At 73.3% G+C, this 18,984-nt stretch carries 17 protein-coding genes; 10 read left to right on the forward strand and 7 right to left on the reverse strand.

The annotated features are described in order from the left end of the window. Positions 1–27 precede the first annotated feature (27 nt). On the forward strand, positions 28–1,062 hold the full coding sequence (locus tag ACIP9D_RS31320) for an SDR family oxidoreductase (RefSeq protein ID WP_350877239.1): 1,035 nt from the start codon (positions 28–30) through the stop codon (positions 1,060–1,062). Continuing rightward, positions 1,059–1,991: an alpha/beta fold hydrolase gene (locus ACIP9D_RS31325; RefSeq protein ID WP_350877237.1), complete on the forward strand. Its 933-nt coding sequence runs from the start codon at positions 1,059–1,061 to the stop codon at positions 1,989–1,991. The genes ACIP9D_RS31320 and ACIP9D_RS31325 overlap by 4 nt, the downstream gene beginning before the upstream one ends. Positions 1,992–1,995: 4 nt before the next feature. On the opposite strand, the gene ACIP9D_RS31330 is transcribed toward ACIP9D_RS31325, so the two are convergent. Continuing rightward, positions 1,996–3,447 (reverse strand): cryptochrome/photolyase family protein, encoded by a 1,452-nt coding sequence (locus ACIP9D_RS31330; protein WP_350877235.1) that lies wholly within the window; start codon positions 3,445–3,447, stop codon positions 1,996–1,998. Positions 3,448–3,511: 64 nt separating this feature from the next. Then, entirely contained in the window at positions 3,512–4,699 is a 1,188-nt protein-coding gene (locus ACIP9D_RS31335; RefSeq protein WP_350877233.1) for a low temperature requirement protein A, read from the reverse strand. Positions 4,700–4,994: 295 nt separating this feature from the next. On the opposite strand from ACIP9D_RS31335, the gene ACIP9D_RS31340 reads away from it, so the two are divergent. From ACIP9D_RS31340 to ACIP9D_RS31355, 4 genes are all read left to right on the forward strand, one after another. Next, entirely contained in the window at positions 4,995–5,552 is a 558-nt protein-coding gene (locus ACIP9D_RS31340; RefSeq protein ID WP_400451370.1) for a GntR family transcriptional regulator, read from the forward strand. Next, positions 5,549–7,132, forward strand: coding sequence for an MFS transporter (locus ACIP9D_RS31345; protein WP_350877231.1), 1,584 nt, complete (start codon positions 5,549–5,551; stop codon positions 7,130–7,132). Before ACIP9D_RS31340 ends, ACIP9D_RS31345 begins: the two co-directional genes overlap by 4 nt. 421 nt (positions 7,133–7,553) lie before the next feature. Next, positions 7,554–8,642, forward strand: a complete 1,089-nt coding sequence (locus ACIP9D_RS31350) for an S-(hydroxymethyl)mycothiol dehydrogenase (protein ID WP_350877229.1) — start codon at positions 7,554–7,556, stop codon at positions 8,640–8,642. After that, complete coding sequence (locus ACIP9D_RS31355) at positions 8,639–9,268, forward strand: MBL fold metallo-hydrolase (protein WP_350877227.1); 630 nt, start codon at positions 8,639–8,641, stop codon at positions 9,266–9,268. Before ACIP9D_RS31350 ends, ACIP9D_RS31355 begins: the two co-directional genes overlap by 4 nt. 99 nt (positions 9,269–9,367) lie before the next feature. On the opposite strand, the gene tsaA is transcribed toward ACIP9D_RS31355, so the two are convergent. Genes tsaA through ACIP9D_RS31370 form a run of 3 tightly spaced genes read right to left on the reverse strand, consistent with a single transcriptional unit; the run spans position 9,368 to position 11,606 of the window. Further along, positions 9,368–9,784 carry a tRNA (N6-threonylcarbamoyladenosine(37)-N6)-methyltransferase TrmO gene (gene tsaA / locus ACIP9D_RS31360; RefSeq protein ID WP_350877225.1) on the reverse strand — a complete coding sequence of 139 codons (417 nt, stop codon included), beginning with the start codon at positions 9,782–9,784 and terminating at the stop codon, positions 9,368–9,370. Further along, positions 9,781–10,737, reverse strand: a complete 957-nt coding sequence (locus tag ACIP9D_RS31365) for a sensor histidine kinase (protein WP_350877223.1) — start codon at positions 10,735–10,737, stop codon at positions 9,781–9,783. The genes tsaA and ACIP9D_RS31365 overlap by 4 nt, the downstream gene beginning before the upstream one ends. Next, positions 10,734–11,606 (reverse strand): MEDS domain-containing protein, encoded by an 873-nt coding sequence (locus tag ACIP9D_RS31370; protein ID WP_350877221.1) that lies wholly within the window; start codon positions 11,604–11,606, stop codon positions 10,734–10,736. Before ACIP9D_RS31370 ends, ACIP9D_RS31365 begins: the two co-directional genes overlap by 4 nt. A 117-nt stretch (positions 11,607–11,723) precedes the next feature. Between ACIP9D_RS31370 and ACIP9D_RS31375 the strand changes: the two genes are divergently transcribed. The 3 genes from ACIP9D_RS31375 to ACIP9D_RS31385 all read left to right on the forward strand — a co-directional run bounded on the left by ACIP9D_RS31375 (position 11,724) and on the right by ACIP9D_RS31385 (position 15,163). After that, complete coding sequence (locus ACIP9D_RS31375; protein WP_350877219.1) at positions 11,724–12,203, forward strand: VOC family protein; 480 nt, start codon at positions 11,724–11,726, stop codon at positions 12,201–12,203. Between the two features lie 424 nt (positions 12,204–12,627). Beyond that, positions 12,628–13,335, forward strand: a complete 708-nt coding sequence (locus ACIP9D_RS31380) for a hypothetical protein (RefSeq protein WP_350877218.1) — start codon at positions 12,628–12,630, stop codon at positions 13,333–13,335. Positions 13,336–14,563: 1,228 nt separating this feature from the next. Then, positions 14,564–15,163: a hypothetical protein gene (locus tag ACIP9D_RS31385; RefSeq protein WP_350877216.1), complete on the forward strand. Its 600-nt coding sequence runs from the start codon at positions 14,564–14,566 to the stop codon at positions 15,161–15,163. Positions 15,164–15,797: 634 nt separating this feature from the next. Here ACIP9D_RS31385 and ACIP9D_RS31390 read toward each other — a convergent pair. Both ACIP9D_RS31390 and ACIP9D_RS31395 read right to left on the reverse strand, forming a co-directional pair. Beyond that, positions 15,798–17,243 carry an MFS transporter gene (locus tag ACIP9D_RS31390; protein ID WP_350877214.1) on the reverse strand — a complete coding sequence of 482 codons (1,446 nt, stop codon included), beginning with the start codon at positions 17,241–17,243 and terminating at the stop codon, positions 15,798–15,800. An 85-nt stretch (positions 17,244–17,328) separates the two neighbouring features. Continuing rightward, the gene (locus ACIP9D_RS31395; protein WP_350877212.1) at positions 17,329–17,565 is read right to left on the reverse strand and encodes a hypothetical protein; all 237 of its coding nucleotides are present in this window, start codon (positions 17,563–17,565) and stop codon (positions 17,329–17,331) included. 145 nt (positions 17,566–17,710) lie between these two features. On the opposite strand from ACIP9D_RS31395, the gene ACIP9D_RS31400 reads away from it, so the two are divergent. Next, a complete protein-coding gene (locus tag ACIP9D_RS31400; RefSeq protein WP_350877210.1) occupies positions 17,711–18,871 on the forward strand; it encodes a geranylgeranyl reductase family protein in 1,161 nt (386 codons plus the stop codon). Positions 18,872–18,984: the final 113 nt, after the last annotated feature.

Here is an 18,984-nt window from a genome sequence, read left to right on the forward strand (position 1 = left end):
CTGAACCGAGCAGCAGAGGAGCAACCCGTGCGTACCTTCGACTTCGCCGACGGCACGGCCGTGGTCACCGGCGCCGCCAGCGGGATCGGCGAGGCGCTGGCACACGCGCTGGCGCGGCGCGGCAGCCACCTGGTCCTGCTCGACCGGGACGCCGAGCGGCTCGACGCGGTGGTCGCCGCGCTGGCCGCCGGCTACCCCGACCGGCAGCTCAGCACCTACCTGGTCGACCTGGCCGACCCGGCCGCGACCGCGCGGGTGGCGGCGGAGATCCGGCAGCGGCACCCCCGGATCCGGCTGCTGATCAACAACGCCGGGGTGGCCCTCGGTGGCCGGTTCGACCAGGTCACCTTCGAGGAGTTCAGCTGGGTGGTCGAGATCAACTTCCGGGCCGTCGCACAGCTGACCCACGCGCTGCTGCCCGCGCTCAAGGAGGAGACCGGCGGGCACCTGGTCAACATCTCCAGCCTCTTCGGCCTGATCGCGCCCGCCGGGCAGAGCGCCTACTCGGCGAGCAAGTTCGCCGTCCGGGGCCTCACCGAGGCGCTTCGCCCCGAGCTGGCCGAGCACGGGATCGGGGTCACCTCGGTGCACCCCGGCGGGATCGACACCCGGATCGCGGCAAACGCCCGGGTCGGCAGCGGCGTCGACCGCGACGAGTACGAGCAGGGTCGGCGGCAGTTCGAGAAGCTGCTGACCATCGCGCCCGCCAGGGCCGCCGAGGTGATCCTGCGCGGGGTGGCCCGCCGCCGCGGCCGGGTACTGATCGGCTGGTCGGCGAGGCTGCCGGATCTGCTCGCCCGGGTGGCGCCCGCCTCGTACCACCGGGTCCTGGCCCTCGGACTGCGCCGGGGCGAGGCGGCCTCGCGTGCCGCGACGCCGACCCCGGTCGAGCGCGAGCGGCCCGCCGCGACGCCGCCCCCCGCGCTCGTCCCGCCCGCCTCACCACCCGCGCTCGTCCCGCCCGCCTCGCCACCGCCGGTCGCGCACCGGCCGGTGGGTGCCGTGCCCGCACCACGGGCCGCCGAGGTGTCGGCGACCGAAACCGCCGGGGAGCCGGCATGAGCGCGGCGCAGGGCCCCCGGCACGTCACCGTCGGCGGCCGCCGGGTGCGCCACCGCATCGACGGCGACGGCCCGCCGGTCCTGCTGCTGCACGGGGTCGGCCGCACCCTGCGGGACTTCACCGACCAGCACGAGCGCCTCGCCGAGCGGTTCCGGGTGCACAGCGTCGACCTGCCGGGGTACGGCGGGTCGCTGCCGATGGCCGAGCCGCACACCCTGCCGGCGCTGGCCCGCTTCGTCGGCCGCTACCTCGACGTGGTCGGCGTCGACCGCCCCGCACACCTGGTCGGCAACTCCCTCGGCGGTGCGGTCGCCATGCGGCTCGCCGTCACCGAGCCGGCCCGGGTGGCCAGCCTCGCGCTGGTCAACAGCGCCGGCTTCGGTCAAGAGGTGACCCTCGCGCTGCGGCTGCTCGCGCTGCGCCCGTTGGGCCGGATGATGCTGCGTCCCAGCCGGGCCGCCGCCCGCCGGGTCGAACGCGCGCTCTTCCACGACCCGGCGTTCGCCACCGCCGAGCGCATCGCGTACGCCCTGGAGGTGGCCCGCCAGCCGTACACCGCGCGGGTGATGCTCGAGACCGTCCGGAGCCTGGGCGGCTTGCGCGGCGTCCGCCCGCAGTGGCGGGAGGAGCTGCTGACCCAGCTGGCCGCCCTGGCGGTGCCGACGCTGGTGGTCTGGGGCGACCGGGACCTGATCCTGCCGGCGGCCCACCTCGAGGCCGCCCGGACCCGGCTGCCCCGGGCCCGGACCCACCTGTTCCGCGACTGCGGGCACATGCCGCAGATCGAGCGGGCCGAGGAGCTGCACCGGCTGCTGCTCGACTTCTGGGCGGCGCCCGCCAGCTCAGACGCCGGGGCGGCAGTCGTCACCGCGACGATCGAGGACCCCCGCGCCGCCGAGCGCCGCCGCCCGGCGCCGGAGGCCGGCTGACCGGTCAGGGCGGGGTGCTGCCCCGCTTCTCCTCCTGCGCCAGCACCGCCTCGCGGTGCTCCGGGTCGTCGCGGCGGGCCAGCTCGGCGGCGAGCCGCGGATCGCCGACCAGCCGCTCCCGGTTGCGGTAGAGAAAGGTCTCGAAGCCGCCGGTGTACGGGCAGGCGAGATCGCCGAGCGCCCGCTCGGGGACGTACCGACAGCCGGTGCAGTAGTCGCTGATCTCGTCGATGTCACTGCCGTCCACCGCGTACGGACGGGTGTCCACCCTGGCCAGGTCGGCGTACTGGCTCATCCCGACCACGGTCGCGTTCATCACCCAGTCGGTGCCGTCGACGAACGAGCGCCGGAACCAGTCGGCCAGCTCGGTGGGGCGCCAGCCGCGTTGCAGCGCGTAATTGCCGAGCACCAGCAGTCGGGGCACGTGGTGGGTCCACCCGCCGTCGCGGACCGCGGCCAGCACGTCGGCGAGGCAGCGCGCCTCAACCGCGTCCGCGTCCAGCTCGGCGAACCACTGCGGCAGCGGCTCGGTCGCGGCCAGCCAGCCGGCCCCCCGGAACCCGGGCTCGAGGTACCAGTAGAGCTGCCACAGGAACTCGCGCCAGCCCAGCAGCCCCCGGATGAACGGCTCCACCGCCGCGCGGGGAGCCGTCCCGTCGCGCCACGCCTGCTCGGCCGCCCGCACCGCCGGCGCCGGGTCGAGCAGACCGAGGTTGAACGACGAGGAGAGCGCGCTGTGCGCCAGCAACGGGTCGTGCACGCTCATCACGTCGGCGTACCGGTCGTACTCCGGCAGCCGGTGCGCCAGGAAGTGGGTCAGCCGGGTCTCGGCCTCGGCGTGCGTGGCCGGATGCCGCCGGGGGCCGTCGCGGCCCACGAACCGGACCCCGTCGGCCGCCCAGCGGTCCAGGTCGCGGCGCACCTGGGCGTCGATCTCGTCCTCGACGACCGGCGGGGGTGGTGGCAGCGGCTGCGCGGCGGCGGAGCGGGGCCGCCGCCGCGCCGGGGCGCCGCCGGCCGACGTGGCGAGCACCCCGTGTCGGCGCAGCGCGTGCCGGTAGAAGTCGACCATCCGCAGGGGGCCGCGCCGGCGCTGGTCGGCCCAGGTTGCGAAGTCCGCCTGGCTGGTGACGAAGCCGCGTGGCGGCAGTATCGCCAGGCCCGGCACCGAACGCGCGAAGCGCAGGCCGGCCCGGGAGTGCGGATGGCAGACCTCGACCGGCCCGCTGAGCTGGTCGAGCGCCTCCCGGAAGGTGCCCGTGCGCAGCAGCACGGCCCGGTCACCCAACTCGGCCGCGCGGTGGCGCAGCGCGGAGAGGATCAGGTGGGCCTTCTGCCGGTGCATGGGCCGCCGGCGGAACAGCTCCCGCGCCTCGATGAGCAGCACCGGCTGGTCGGAATCGTCGAGGAAGTGCGGGCCGAGTTGATCGGCCAACAGCCATCGGCGGGGAGACATGGTCCAATTCTGCCCACTGCCCGGCGGTCGCGCGCGGTAGGCGGCCGAGCCCGGAGCGTCGAAGTCAGGCCGCGTCCGGGCTCGCGTCGTCGGCCGCCGGTGTGTTCTCCAACCGCCGAACGAGCACGGTGACCGTCACCAGGGCGAGCAGGAGCGCCGCCACCACCTGCACCGGCGCCGGACCGAGCGGCGCGACCAGCGCCAACGCGGCGGTCACCGGGAACGCCGCGACGACCGGTCCGCGCTGCTGCCGGCGTATGTGCAGCGCCCAGACGACGACCAGGTACACCGCGACCGGCACGGCTACGGCGTACCCGACGGTGGTCTGCGAGACGTGCGACATGTGCCGCTCGTGGTCGACCGCCACCGCCAGGCCCGCCCCGGCCGCGGCGACCGACGCGAAGATCAGGTAGTGGCCGTACCCCCAGGTGAGCGAGTCGCGAAGCCGGGTCGACAACTCGACCGGCCGGTCGAAGTAGACCCACCAGAGCGCGAACACGATCACCACGCCGGCCGCGGCCAGGAGCCAGAGGCCGTGCGATCCGGCGTCCAACCCGTCCTGGATCGCGATCGAGACGGCCAGCACCGTCTCGCCGAGCACGATCAGGGTGAACAGGCCGTACCGTTCGACGATGTGCCGCGGATGCCAGGGGGTCATCCCGGGCCGCTCGGCGAAGACCGGGACCAGCAGGTCGGCCAGGGCCAGCAGCACGAAGGACGCCAGCCGCCAGTCCTCGGGCAGGGCGAGCCGCAGCAGCCAACCGACCTGCACCACGCTGACCCCGATCGCGTACCGGATCGCGGCCCCGCGGTGCATCGGGTCGCTGGCCGCCGCGCGGGACCAGTGCACCACCGCGGCCAGGCGCATCACCACGTACCCGTAGGTGATGGTGGTGAAGTCGCCCTCGGTGAAGGCGCGCGGCACTCCCGCCGCGATGATCAGGGCGCCGACGATCTGCACGAGGGTGGTCAGCCGGTAGACGTCGTCGTCGGTGTCGTACGCGGAGGCGAACCAGGTGAAGTTCATCCACGACCACCAGATCGCGAAGAACACCATCAGATAGCTGGTCACCGCGTGGCCGATGTGATTCTCCGACACGTCGTGGTGCAGGCTCCCGGCCGCCTGCGCCACGGCCACCACGAAACACAGGTCGAAGAAGAGCTCCAAGGGGGTGGCGGCGCGGTGCGGCTCGTCCCGCTGCCGCGCGGTCATCCGGCGGTACCACGGGCGCACGGCTCGGGTCTGGGTCAACAGGTGCTCCTCGGGCGGACAGCCGGGTCGCCCACACGATAGCCAGCCGGCTCGGCGGCCCGACTCCGGTCACCGGTCGCACGGGTCCGACGTGTTCTGCGACGCGGCGCTCCGGTGGCCGAGGCCACGTTCCGGCGACCACGGCCACGGTCGCCAGCAGCCCGGTCGCATCATAGATACATGACGCATCCCTCCGCGCCGGCCAGGTCGACCGCCGCCTCCGCCGCCCTCGGCGGCCGAGCGCGCCTACCGCCACCTCAAGCGGTCGATCCTCGAGCAGGTCTACCCGGGCGGGCTGCTGGTCAGCGAGGGGGAGATCGCCGAGGCGACCGGAGTCTCCCGCACCCCGGTGCGCGAGGCGCTGCTCCGGCTGGAGACCGAAGGGCTGGTCAAGCTCTACCCGAAGCGGGGGGCCCTGATCCGGCCGGTCTCCGCCCGGGAGATCACCGACGTGATCGAGGCTCGCCGGCTGGTCGAGCGGCACGCCGCCGAGCGAGTCTGGCCGCGCCGGGCCGAGCTGAAGGCCGACCTCGGTCGCCGGCTGGCCGAGATGCGCGCCGCGCACGCCGCCGGGGACGTCACCGCGCTGATGGCCGCCGACCGGGCCTTCCACGCCACAGTGGTGGACGCCGCCGGCAACGAGATCCTGGCCGAGCTGTACCAGCGGCTGCGCGACCGGCAGCTGCGGATGGGTGAGACCAGCGTCCGCCTCTCTCCCGGCTGGGCCGACGTGGCGCTGACCGAGCACGCCGCACAGCTCGCCGCGCTCGACGAGGACGATCCCGGGCGCTGGCTCGAGGCCGTGGTCGCGCACATCGACAACTCGGCGACCGTGCTGCGGACGTTGCGGTGAGCGTGCGCACCACCCCGCCGGTCACCGCCCGCCGCTCCGCCGCGCTCGTCTGGGGCGTCGCGCTGAGCGCGTACGTGGCCGCGGTCTTCCACCGCAGCTCGCTCGGGGTCACCGGGGTCGACGCCGCGCACCGGTTCGACATCAACGCCGCCGCGCTCGCCACCTTCTCCGTCGCCCAGCTGGCCGTGTACGCGGCGATGCAGATACCGGTCGGGGTGCTGATCGACCGCTTCGGCTCGCGCCGACTGCTGGTCGCCGGCGGCCTGCTCATGGTCGCCGGTCAGCTCTGCTTCGCCCTCGCCACCGACGTACGGCTGGCCGTGGCGGCGCGGATCCTGGTCGGGCTCGGCGACGCGATGACCTTCATCAGCGTGCTGCGGATCGTGGCGTTCTGGTTCCCCGGCCGGATCAACCCGCTCATCGTGCAGCTCACCGGCACGCTCGGCCAGCTCGGTGCGGTCCTCGGCACCGTACCGCTGGTGGCCCTGCTGCACCACGTCGGCTGGACCCCGGCGTTCCTGGTCGCCGCGGCGCTCGGCGCGACGGTCGTGCTCCTGGTGCTCGTCGCCGTACGCGACACCCCGCACCGGGAGACCCTGGCCGGGCCGCCGCCCCGATTCGCCGACGTGCGCCGGGAGCTGGCCACCGCCTGGACGCAGCCGGGCACCCGGCTGGGGCTCTGGACGCACTTCGTCACCCAGTTCTCCGGTGCGGTCTTCGCGTTGCTCTGGGGCTTCCCGTTCCTGGTCCAGGGCCAGGGGCTGCGACCCACCTCGGCGGCGTACCTGCTCACCCTGATGACCGTGGCCGGGCTGCTGGTCGGCCCGCTCCTCGCGCACCTCTGCGCCCGGCACCCGTTCCGCCGCTCGGTGCTGGTCTTCACCGTGGTCGCGGCCACCGCCGCGGTCTGGGCCGTGGTGCTCACCTGGCCCGGCCCGGCCCCGCGGTGGCTGCTGGTGCTGCTGGTACTGGTGCTCGCCGTCAACGGCCCGGCGTCGATCATCGGCTTCGACTACGCCCGCACGTTCAACCCGGCGAGCCGGATCGGCAGCGCCACCGGCATCGTCAACGTCGGTGGCTTCGTCGCCTCGATCGCGCTGGTGCTCGCCGTGGGCGTGGTGCTCGACCTGTCGACCCCGGCCGGGCGCGGCGCACCCGATCTGAACGCGTTCCGCTGGGCCTTCGCCGTGCAGTACGCGCTCTGGACGCTCGGCGCGATCCAGGTGCTCCGCTACCGCAACGCGGCCCGTCGGCAGCTCGCCGCCGGCACCCCGAGCCGCTCCACCCACCCGGCCGACCTGGCTCGAGCGGCCGCGGCGGGCACGCCGGTGGTGGCGTCGGCGGACTCGTCAGCGGTGGCTGCGGTGGGCGTGTCGGTGGTGCCGGAGGTGGTGCCGGCGGTGGGTGAGGCTGTCCAGCAGCAGCGTCAGGCCGGCACCGACCAGCCAGACGTCCTTGGCGATCGGCACGCCCTGCTGGGTCGGCCGCAGGCTGCCCGGCTCACGCAGGCCGGGTGTCTTGAGGTAGAGCTGCATCAGCCCGGCGCCGAAGGCGGTCAGCCCGAGCCCCACCAGCGCTGACGGGACGAACGGGACGACCAGTGCGGCGCCCAGCGCGACCTCGCTGTACGAGAGCAGCTTGGCGAAGCGGTTCGGGTCGAGCTGTCGCAGCTGCGGGATGGCCCCGGTGGCCATGCCGTGCATTCCCTGCGCGGCCTCGCCCTCCAGGTTCCGCTTGCTCAGCCCCGAGTTGAGGAAGAAGGCGCCGACGGTCACCCGCAGCGGTACGTGCGCCAGATTCATGATCACTCCTGCTGTGCGGCCAGATCGTGCCCCCGCCTACCCGTCGGTGGGCGGGATAACCCGCCGCCGCGCCGACTGTGCCGCCCGGGTCGATCACGGTAGGTTCGCCGGAAGGTCGACCGCCGACGCGGCCGGGTGCCCTCTTGGCGCACCGGGCGTGCGAGCGTCCGGTCATCACCGCAGAGACAGGAGGGCAACCGTGAGCCAGGAGGTCCGGGGAGTCATCTCCCGCAGCAAGGGCGCACCGGTCGAGGTCACCACGATCGTCGTGCCCGACCCGGGGCCGGGTGAGGCGATCGTCCGGATCCAGTCGTGCGGGGTCTGCCACACCGACCTGCACTACCGCGAAGGCGGCATCAACGACGACTACCCGTTCCTGCTCGGGCACGAGGCCGCCGGCATCGTCGAAGAGGTCGGCGACGGAGTCACCGGCGTCGCGCCCGGCGACTTCGTCATCCTCAACTGGCGCGCGGTCTGCGGCGTCTGTCGGGCCTGCCGGCGCGGCCGCCCCTGGTACTGCTTCGCCACCCACAACGCGGCCCAGAAGATGACCCTCACCGACGGCACCGAGCTGGCACCGGCGCTGGGCATCGGCGCCTTCGCCGAGAAGACGCTGGTGCACGCGGGCCAGTGCACCAAGGTGGACCCGGCCGCCCGACCCGCGGCGGTGGGGCTGCTCGGCTGCGGGGTGATGGCCGGGCTCGGCGCGGCGATGAACACCGGCGGCGTGACCCGGGGCGACTCGGTCGCGGTGATCGGCTGCGGCGGCGTCGGTGACGCCGCGGTCGCCGGCGCGGCGCTGGCCGGCGCGACGACGATCGTCGCCGTGGACACCGACTCGCGCAAGCTGGACTGGGCCCGCAGGTTCGGCGCCACGCACACCGTCAACGCCTCGGAGGACGACCCGGTCGAGGCGATCCGGGCGGCCACCGGCGGCTTCGGCGCCGACGTGGTGATCGACGCGGTGGGCCGCCCGGAGACCTGGAAGCAGGCGTTCTATGCCCGCGACCTGGCCGGCACCGTCGTGCTGGTCGGGGTGCCCACGCCGGAGATGACCCTCGAGGTGCCGCTGCTGGACGTGTTCGGCCGCGGTGGCGCGCTCAAGTCCAGCTGGTACGGCGACTGTCTGCCCAGCCGTGACTTCCCGATGCTGACCGAGCTCTACCTGCAGGGCCGCCTCGACCTCGACGCGTTCGTCACCGAGGAGATCGCGCTCGACCAGGTCGAGCAGGCGTTCACACGGATGCACCACGGCGACGTGCTCCGCTCGGTGGTGGTCTTCCCGTGACGGTCCGGATCGACCACGCCGTCACCTCCGGCACCTTCTCCCTCGACGGGCAGACCTTCGAGGTGGACAACAACGTCTGGGTGGTCGGCGACGACACCGAGTGCGTCGTCCTGGACGCGCCGCACGACGTGGACGCCATCCTGCGCGTGGTGGGGCAGCGGCGGGTCTCGGCGATCGTCGCCACCCACGCCCACGACGACCACGTCCGGGTCGCCCCGGCGCTGGCCCGCGCCACCGGCGCGCCCGTCCTGCTGCACCCGGACGACCGGGTGCTCTGGGACCTGGTGCACCCGGACGTGTCACCGGACGGGGAGCTGCGCGACGGGACGACCGTCGAGGTGGCCGGCGTGGCGCTGCGGGTGCTGCACACCCCGGGGCACAGCCCCGGCGCGTGCAGCTTCCACGTGCCGGCGCTGGGCGCGGTGTTCACCGGTGACACGCTCTTCGCCGGCGGCCCGGGCGCCACCGGCCGCTCCTACAGCAACTTCGACACCATCGTCGAGTCGATCCGTACCCGGTTGCTCACCCTGCCGTCGGAAACGGTGGTACATACGGGGCACGGCGACGACACCACCATCGGCGCCGAGGCGCCGCACCTCGACGAGTGGATCGCCCGCGGTCACTGACCCCGTTCCCGGCCGGCCCACGGGCCGGCCGGGCCGCCGGTCGACGTCCGCGCGGTCCGTCGACGTTCGCGCGGTCCGTCGGCTCGTGCGGTTCGCCGGTCAGCGTTCGTGCGGGCCGCCGAGCACCGGCTTGACGTCCAGCACCGGCGTCCCGTCCAGCGCCTCCAGGTGGGCCACCCTGATCCGCAGGCCGTCGACCGACAGCAGCCGTACCCGGTGCAGGCCGATGGGGTTGGGCCGGTGCGGCGACCGGGTGGCGAACACCCCGGTCTCCGGGCGCGACGCGTCGCCACGCGGGTGCACCGTCAGGACGTCGCGGCTGGCGCGGTCGAACCAGGTCAGCACCAGCACGTCGGTGCCCGGTCGCAGATCCCGTACGGCCGGCGCGAACTCCGGCTCGAAGACCAGCCACGCGTCCGGAGCGCCCTCGTCGCCCTGCTTCGGTGCCCTCGCCGCGTCGGTCAGCGGCGACTCGACCCGGCCGACCGGCCGCAGCAGGTAGTCGATCTCAATCAACGTTGCCCCCTCCAGCGGCGCATGTGCAGGCGGACCATCGTGCCGGCCGCCGTGCTGTGCAGCAGGACCAGGTCGCAGAGCGCGTGCACGATCACCAGCCCGCGCCCGCCCACGCCGTCCGGGGCGGGTGCCAACCGGCCCACCAGCGGATCGGCGAGCCAACCGTCGTCGCGCACCTCGCAGACCAGGTCGTCGTCGGTGCACCACACGAGCAGCGTGCCGCCGCCAGCGGCGTGCGTGATGCTGTTCGCGGCCAACTCGGTCACCGCGATCTGCAGGTCGACCACCCGGCCCGCGTCCAGGCCGGCGGTCTCCGCGTACCCGGTCACGAACCGGCGCACCTCGGGCAGCGTGTCGAGGGCGTAGTCCAATGCCGCCACCGGGTGCGCCGGCGCGGGCAGCGGTTGGTTGTAGCGGACGAGCACATCGGACGGTGCGAAGCCGACGCTCGGCCGACGCCCCTGGGGGCCCACGATCACCGGATGCGTCGCGCAGGCGTCAGCGAGCACCGCCTCGGCCAACCGGCCGGCGTCGTACGGGCAGAGCAGGCTCACGCCGCGTTCGGCGAGGGCCGCGTTGACCAACGCCTCGTGCTGCGCGCACGCCCCGTACTCGGCGTCGCTGCGCCCGGACCACACCGACTCGCCGACGATGCGGGTCCGCCGGCCCGGGTGCCGGTCGACGAACGCCTGGAGCACCCACGGCAGGATCGCGCCGGGGTTGCGCCCGGCCTCGCCCATGTCGGTCCAGTGCAGACCGGGGGCCTCGCCCACCGCGTCGCGGACCAGCGCCAGGTTGACCGTGGGCAGGGCGACCAGCACGGGTTCCCCGCGGGCGAGGCCCTCCGCGATGAACGGCAGCATCCCGTCGAGCAGGTGCCGCTGATCTCCGTAGAAGAACCCTTCGTGGGCGAGACCGTCCGTCGGCCATCCGGTCGTGTCCAGCATCGTCATGCCGGGTCGCCCACGGTTTCCATACCCGAGCCCTGCCCGACCAGGTCGAGCAGCCGCCGCAACGCCGGTCGACATCCGACGAGCCGCACCCGGTCGCTCGGCGGTACCGCACCGAGGTCCAGCAGGGCGTATGCGGCGCGTACGTCGGCGAAGGCCAACTCCGAGACGTCCAGCACCGCCGGTCGCCCCGACGGTGCGCAGCCGGCGACGTCGCTGAGCATGGCGCTGAACGCGTCACCGTTGCTGCGGTCGACCTCACCGACCAGGCGCAGCCCACACGGATCCGTCGTCCGGTACGCCCGCAGCAGCGGCGTCCGACGTCGGCCGGCGTCCGGACCCGCCGTCGCGGTGTGCGCCGCGGCGACCGCACGGATCTGCTCGTCGGAGCAGACCCGCCGGTCGTAGAGGCAGAGCGCGGCAACCCGCCCGCCCGAAACGAGGGCGTCCACCTGGGACTCGTACCGTTGCAATTCCGCCACCGGGGTGCCGGCGCGGAGCGCCCAGGCCATGTCGGCGACCAGCCGCAGCGCGGCGTACCCGGGGTGCCCGGCCCGGGCCGTCTCCGCGGCGATGGCCGCGACCATCCGGGGTCGGTCCCACCCACCCTGCGGGCGGTGGCTGCCGCCGGCCGGGATCAGCCGCAGCCGGCCGTCGGCGAGCGCGCTGCCGGTCGGCACGCCGCGGGCGGCGAGGTCGGCGAGCACGGCGTCGGGAGTCAGCGCGTCGAGGAAGCAGAGGATCCGATGGCCGAGGCGCAGGCCGGCGGTGACGAACCGGCCGACGGCGTCGAGGCCCTCGGTCCGCTCGTCGTACGTCCAGCAGGCGTGATCGCCGAGGCGTACCTGGTCGACCACTCCCACAGCAGTCACCTCATCGCCTTCCGGTCGACGCCGCCTCACTCTAGCTCTCGCCCCTGCCGGGCCCGATGCCCTGGTATGCCCGTTGCCGGGCGGGCAGGCTTCAGATGGGCGGTAGGCTCCGTCGGCATGACCAGTGACGCGGCCGACCGGCCGCCCGTCGTCCGTCAGCTCCGCCTGGTGGTGGAGGCCGAGGATTACCAGGCGGCCGTCGCCTTCTTCCGCGACGCGCTGGGCCTGCCCGAGGAGGCAGCGTTCACCGGCGACGGCGGCGCGCGGGTGATGATCCTGGTCGCCGGCCGGGCCACCTTGGAGATCGCCAACCCGGCGCAGAAGCGGATGATCGACGAGGTCGAGGTGGGCCGGCAGGTCGCGCCCCGGATCAGGGTGGCGTTCGAGGTGGACGACGCCCGGGCGGCCACCGAACGGCTGGTCGCCGCGGGCGCGGAGCAGGTCGCGCCGCCGACCGTCACCCCCTGGCAGTCGCTCAACGCCCGCCTCGACGCCCCGGCGGACCTGCACATCACGGTCTTCGAGGAGCTGCGCAGCCAGGACGAGCGGGCCGCCCTGGACGGCTTCGGCACCGAGGGCGCCGGCGCGACCGACTGAGATCCGCGAGCAGCTCACGCCGGCTCGCTGATCCAGGTCAGTCGATTCATCGACACCTCCGCGCTCGGATCCGTGCTGGGGCCATGATGCCGGGTTCGGCGAGTCTGGCAGGTCCGCCGGGTGGTGGGCGGCCCATGCCCCTGTCGTCCGCACAACACGCGCCGGCCCCCACGTGCCCGGTCCAGGCCGGTCTGGGGCGTACGGCCGGTTCGGCGTGCCCGCTTACCCGCCGTCCGGCGCGATCGTCCGGTTCCCGGCGGTGACCGGGACCGCAACTCGGCCGGGCCCTGGCATTTCCGGAATGACCGACACGCCTGGCTGGTTGTGTCCCCCGTACCGCCCGACCCCAAACCCATTACCGGTGCGGACATCCCCCGAGGAGTGCTCATCCCGGAGCGCTTCGCACGATCGAGAGGCAACCATCGTGAAGGTCGACTTCACTCGATGGCTCCCGGCCATCGCGAAGGACTCTTACCGCAAGACCGCACTGAGCGTGGTGGGCGTGGCCGCCCTCGGCGGCCTGGCATTCGGGCCGACCGCGGTCGCCGCCCCGATCACCTCCGGGCCCCACGAGGGTGCCGTCGCCGCCATCGACCTCGCCACCGGCAAGGCCAACGCGGACAACCAGGGCACCCCGGTCGAGTCCGGCCTGACCACCGGTTCCAGCAGCGGCAAGCCGCAAGCCGGCAAGCCGAGCCGGGACAAGCTGATCCCGCACGGGGTCGAGGGCGCCCAGTCGCGCATCCCGCTGGATGACGCACAGCTCGCCAACGCCAAGGCCATCGTCGAGGCGGCCAAGAAGTCCGGCGTGGGGGAGCGGGGCGCGGTGGTCGGTGTCGCCACGTCGCTGCAGGAGTCGAAGCTGTACAACCTCGGCCACCTCGGCGCGTACAACGACCACGACTCGCAGGGCCTGTTCCAGCAGCGCCCGTCGTCCGGTTGGGGAACGCCCGACCAGATCACCGACCCCGACTACAGCGCCACCGCGTTCTTCAACGCCCTGAAGAACGTCGGCGGCTGGCAGGACCTGCCGCTGACCGCCGCCGCGCAGACCGTCCAGGTCTCGGCGTTCCCGTACGCCTACGCGCAGTGGGAGGAGCAGGCGGCGGACGTCGTCCAGCAGCTCTGGTGACGTCCTGAACCTCGACACCGGCCGGCCCCGTTACGGGGCCGGCCGGTGTCGTCTGCGCGGGTTGGTCCACTCCCGCCCGACCGCACCACGTCCGCACACCGGGCCAAGCGCGGCGCGCTTGGCTGGGGCGGCCTCCGAGCGAAGTGGGCAAGGCGCGGCGCGGTGGCCAGGCGTGGCCCCCGCGCCAAGCGGGCCAAGCGCCGCCTCCGCCCGATTCACCGGTTTCCCGCCGCGCGGATACCGTCGGGTCGGCGACCTGACGTCGATCAGACCGACCAGGTCCGGGAGGTGGCGGGCGGGCTTCGCCAGTTCGCCGACATGGCGGTGTCCCTCCCGTGCAGATAGCGCCATGTCGGCGAACTGGAGTGGACCAGGCGGGTCGTCGGGTTGGTGGACTCGGGTTCTGTGAAGTCTGGGTGTCCCTGGGCCCCGACGCCCCGACTTCACCGATCTCGAGTCGATCAGTTGGCCGTTGGCGGTTTCCGTCGTCGTGGGCGGCCGGTTCGCTGGTACGCCGATTGTCCGGCTGGCCGGATGGCAGGCAGTATCCATGCCACCGCCCGTCGAGCCGCCGCTGATGGTCTTGATTGGGCCTTGCCGGCCGGCTGCCGCGGCCCCCACACAACTCAGCATCAGCTCCGCGCCGGCTCAACAGCCTTCCCGCTGGGTGGGGTCGTTTGCCGTTGTTGCGGCCGGGGCGAGTGGCGTAGGTGGCGGGCTGTTGTGCAGGTCCAGACGCTTGCTTGCCGGCGCGTTTGGGGTGATTGTCCGGTCCGATCCGTCCGTGTCTGCGCCGATGCCGGTCGGCTGGGTGGGTGTGGGTGGTTTGGGGTGTGACCGGGGGCATCCCGGGGCCGGAATGGTGGGCGGCCCGGCGTCGTTGAATACCCCCGACGGCCGAGGTAGCAGCCCCGCCCGCCGGCCGGTTCATCCGGTCGCCGACGGTGGCCCCCCCCCGGAATGACGGCGGGCAGCCGGTCGTTACACCTGGACCTGGCCGACGAGCCGCCCCCGGAATGATGGTGGGCCGCCGGTCGTTACACCTGGACCCGACGCCGTAAGCCCCCCGCGTCGGATCCCCTTGGTCGATGAGCCCCTGACGTGTGGCCCGGCCGGAAGACTTTCCCCCTTGATTCACGAGCGCCTTGTCGAGGTGCCGCACACCCGCGCACGTATGCCGACCCCCGTCGGTGGTGTGGGTGTCTACCCCCGAATTGGAGCTTCCCTGATGAACACGATCATGCGTAAGAGCGTTCTGAGTGTTGCTGGTCTGGCTTTCGGCGGTGGGATCTTCGCCGGCCCCGTCGCCGCCCACGCCGCCGCGCCGGCCGTGGACGCCAAGCCCACCGCCGTAGCGGTGGTGCAGGCGGACAAGCCGGGTGTGGACACCGCCAAGCTGATCCCGCACGGCACCCAGGGCACCCAGTCGCACATCGACCTCAACGACGAGCAGACCAAGAACGTCAAGGCGATCATCGCCGCGACGAAGAAGTCGGGTCTGGACGAGCGGGCGGCGGTCATCTCGATCGCGACGAGCCTGCAGGAGTCGAAGCTGGAGAACCTGGGCCACCTCGGCGACGCCAACGACCATGACTCGCTGGGTCTGTTCCAGCAGCGCCCGTCCAGTGGTTGGGGCACCCCGGAGCAGATCACCGACCCGGTCTACTCGACGATGGCGTTCCAGAAGGGTCTCAAGCAGGTCGACGGGTGGCAGGACATGCCGCTGACCGAGGCCGCGCAGACGGTGCAGGTGTCGGCTTACCCGGACGCCTACGCCCAGTGGGAGCAGCAGGCCGCCGACCTCGTCGCCCAGCACTGGAACAGCTGACAAGCACACCGCATCATCTGACCGCTGGCCGGCACCCTGACACGGGTGCCGGCCAGCGGCCTATCCCGATCCCCATGGCCGGCCCCGACACGGGGTGCCGGCCAGCGGCATATCCCCGAACACTTCGGCCGGCATCCCACCCGAGGGCGCCGGCCATCGGCGTACTTCGGCCGGCACCCCACCCGAGGATGCCGGCCACCGGCCGCACTTTCGGCCGATACCCCGAGCGGTTGCCACCAGCGGCGCACTTTCGGCCGGCACCCCAACCGAGTGCCGGCCAGCGGAGCGTCGTGACCACGATGGCCGGTACTCCAACTGGATGCCGGTCGGTGTCGTCTGCCGCCGTCGACAAACCCCGCGCCACGAACGGCGAGCATCCTGCGGGCACGGATCTTGGACAGTTGCCGTCAGCAGCTGACAATAAGTGTCCAAGATCCACCGCTGGCGCGGCCTCGGCGAACGCGCCGCCACCGCGGCCAAGTGACATGCGGCGGCGGAGTCAGCGGCTGGTGAAGCTCTCTGGTGGCATCGCGGTCATCAAGGTGGGCGTCACCCCGACACGAGTGGCCCGGGGTGGTGCGCCACCGGCGGTAGAGCCGCCGGCACGACATCGGTGGTCGGGCCGCCCGACCAATCAGTGGTGGTGCCTCCGGCCCAGGGCGATGTCGACCACCGCGGCGATCAGGGCCATCGCGATGATCACGGTGGCCACGACCAGGGAGTACTCGAACGCGGTCGTCCAGTTGCCGTGACTGCTCGCGAGCCTGGTGAAGAAGACCGAGCCGACGGCGGCGATGCCGGCGGCCGCGCCGATCCGCTGACCGGTCTGGAGCATGCCCGCCCCGCTGCCCGCCTGCCCGACGGGCACCTGGGAGAGAGTGAGGGTCTGGTTCGGCGCGATCACCAGGCCGCTGCCGAGCCCGGCGAGCAGCAGGGGACCGGCGGCCACCCAGGGTGCGGGCGCGTCCGGGAACTGCCGCAGGGCCAGCGCCGTACCGGCGAGGCCGATGACCACCGCGAGCAGTCCGGCGGCGACCAGCGGACGGCCCAGCCGGTTGATGAACCGGCCACCGATCGCCGAGGACGCGGCCGAACCGAGCGCGAACGGCGTGATGGCCAGGCCGGCGATGAGCGGGCTGTAGCCGTGCCCGTTCTGCAGGAACAGCGTGAAGATGAAGAAGATCGCGGTGAACCCGCCGAAGTAGATCAGCGCGATCAGCGAGCCCAGGGCGTACGACCGGAACCCGAACAGCCGCAGGTCGAAGAGGGGCTGTTGCTGCCGGGCGTACCGGCGCTCCCAGAGGGCGAAGGCCAGCAGCACCAGCAGACCGGCGGGGATCAGCACCCACTTCCACGGGGTGTGCCACTGCTGCTGCTGCACCAGCGGCAGCAGCACCAGCACCACGCCGAGGCCGAGCAGCAACACGCCGACCGGGTCGAGCCGGTGTCGATCCGCCTGCTCCTTCTGCTTGCCGGGGAGCAGCCGCCAGCCGAGGATCACCGCGATGATGCCGACGGGCACGTTGACGAAGAAGACGTACCGCCAGCCGTGTTCCTCACCGCCGAGCGCGATCAGCAGCCCGCCGAGCAGCGGGCCGACCGCGGTGGAGATGCCGATGGTGGCGCCGAGCAGCGCGAACGGGCGGGCCCGCTCCGGCCCCCGGAACAGCTGCTGGATGACGCCGGTGACCTGCGGATTGACGATGCCCGCGGCGGCGCCCTGCAGCAGCCGCGCGAACACCAGCCAGGTGGGGGAGGGGGCGAGACCGGCCAGCGCGCTGGTCACGGTGAAGAGCGCGATGCCGAAGACGAACGCGTTGCGCCGGCCGCGGGCGTCGCCGAAGCGTCCGGCTGGGACCAGCGCGAGACCGAAGGTCAGCGCGTACCCGGAGAGGACCCACTGCAGGTCGCTGGGGGAGGCGTGCAGCGCCCGGTCCAGGGACGGCACGGCCACGTTGACGATGCTGACGTCCAGCAGCGTCATGAACGCGGCGACCAGGCCGACCCCGAGGGCCTGCCAGCGCCGCCGGTTCTCGGCCGGGTCGATGTCGGCCTGCTGCGGCGTGTCCGCCGCGCTCATCGCGCCCCCCGTTGACCGTCGATCATGCATTCCTGACCGCTACCCCGGTCACCGGGGGGCGAATCGTCGCGGGTGGTCCCGCGGGTCACGCCATCTGGCGGGCGCAGAATCGGGGCCCGAAGTCGAGCCCGGCCATCGGCGAGTCCTCCCGGTGCAGCAGGTTCTTCTCGGTGAGCAGGTGCAGTGGCGCGTGTACCTGGTCACTGGTGAGACCGGACTCCTCGGCGATCAGGTCGGGGTAGGGCACCTGACCGCGGGCCTCGAGCGTCGTGACCGCCTGGTAGACCCGTTGCTCGACGTCCGACAGTTGCTCCTGCTGCATGGTTCCCTCCTCTGCCTGTCCGCCCTGAGCAGGCGGTTGCGCTGCGCCGGTTACCCCCTGCGTCACCGAAGATGCCCACCCGATCGGGCGGTGCGCGGAGCGCGCCGCCGGGCCCGGTGGAGCGCCGGTGCCCTAGGCTGCACCCGTGATCGTCTGGGATCTCGCCGTGGTGGGCGGCGGCCCCGCCGGGCTCTCCGCCGCGTACGCCGCCGCCCGCGCGGGCGTACGCACGCTGGTCGTCGAGCGGGCCGCTCACCCGCGTTACAAGACCTGTGGGGGCGGGCTGATCGGCACGTCGCTGGCCGAGGTGCACGATCGGATCGAGGTACCCGCGCACGACCGGGTCGACCGGGTCACCTTCACCTGGGACGGGCGACGCGAGTTCACCCGCCGGCACTCCGAGCCGCTGGTGACCATGGTCCGCCGGGAGGAGTTCGACGACCGGCTGCGCGCCGCCGCGGTCGCCGCCGGGGTCGAGGTCCGCGAGCAGGCCACCGTGCGCGCAATCGAGCAGGATGCGGACGGCGTACGCCTGCGGCTGGCCGACGGTACGACCGTGCGGGCTCGTACGGTGATCGGGGCGGACGGCTCGTCCGGGGTGACCGCCCGGCACGTGGGTGTCGAGTACCGGCAGGTCGACCTGGGCCTGGAGTTGGAGTTGGAGGTGCCGCCGGAGCAGCAGGAGTTGTGGCGGGGCCGGCTGCTGCTGGACTGGGGTCCGCTGCCCGGGTCGTACGCCTGGGTGTTTCCGAAGGGTGACCGGCTCACCGTGGGCGTGATCGCGGCCCGGGGTTCGGGGGAGCGCACCCGGGAGTACCTGCGTCGGTTCGTCGACCGGCTCGGCCTGGCTGATGCGCCGGCCGCGCACGACTCGGGTCACCTCACCCGGTGCCGGGCCGACGATTCGCCGCTGCGCCGCGACCGGGTGCTGGTCGCCGGCGACGCCGCCGGTCTGCTCGAGCCATGGAGCCGGGAGGGGATCAGCTTCGCCCTGCGCTCGGGCGCGTTGGCCGGCGCGGCGGTCGCCGACGGCGACCTGGCCGGGTATGAGCGGGCGGTCGCGGCGCGGTTGCTGCCGTCGATGCGGGCCGGTTACCGGCTGCTGGATCTCTTCGAGCGTCGCCCGGAGCTCTTCCACGCGCTGGTGGCGACCCCGCCGGGCTGGCGGATGTTCGTGCGCTTCTGTCAGGGCAGCGTGAGCTTCGACGAGACGCTGTCCCGGGCGCCGGTGCGGGCGGCCCTGGCACTGCTCAATCGGCTTCCGGCGCCGCGCCGGCGCGGCTCGGCGGCCGAACTGCCGACCTGACCACCGCGCCGTGGCCCGCGACCTGCCGACCTGCCCACCGCGCTGTGGCCCGCGACCTGCCGACCTGCCCGCGCGGCCCTCATCGTGCTCGCCACCCGCGTATCCCGCTGGTA

This window comes from Micromonospora sp. NPDC093243 (assembly GCF_044753725.1).
Lineage (GTDB): Bacteria > Actinomycetota > Actinomycetes > Mycobacteriales > Micromonosporaceae > Micromonospora.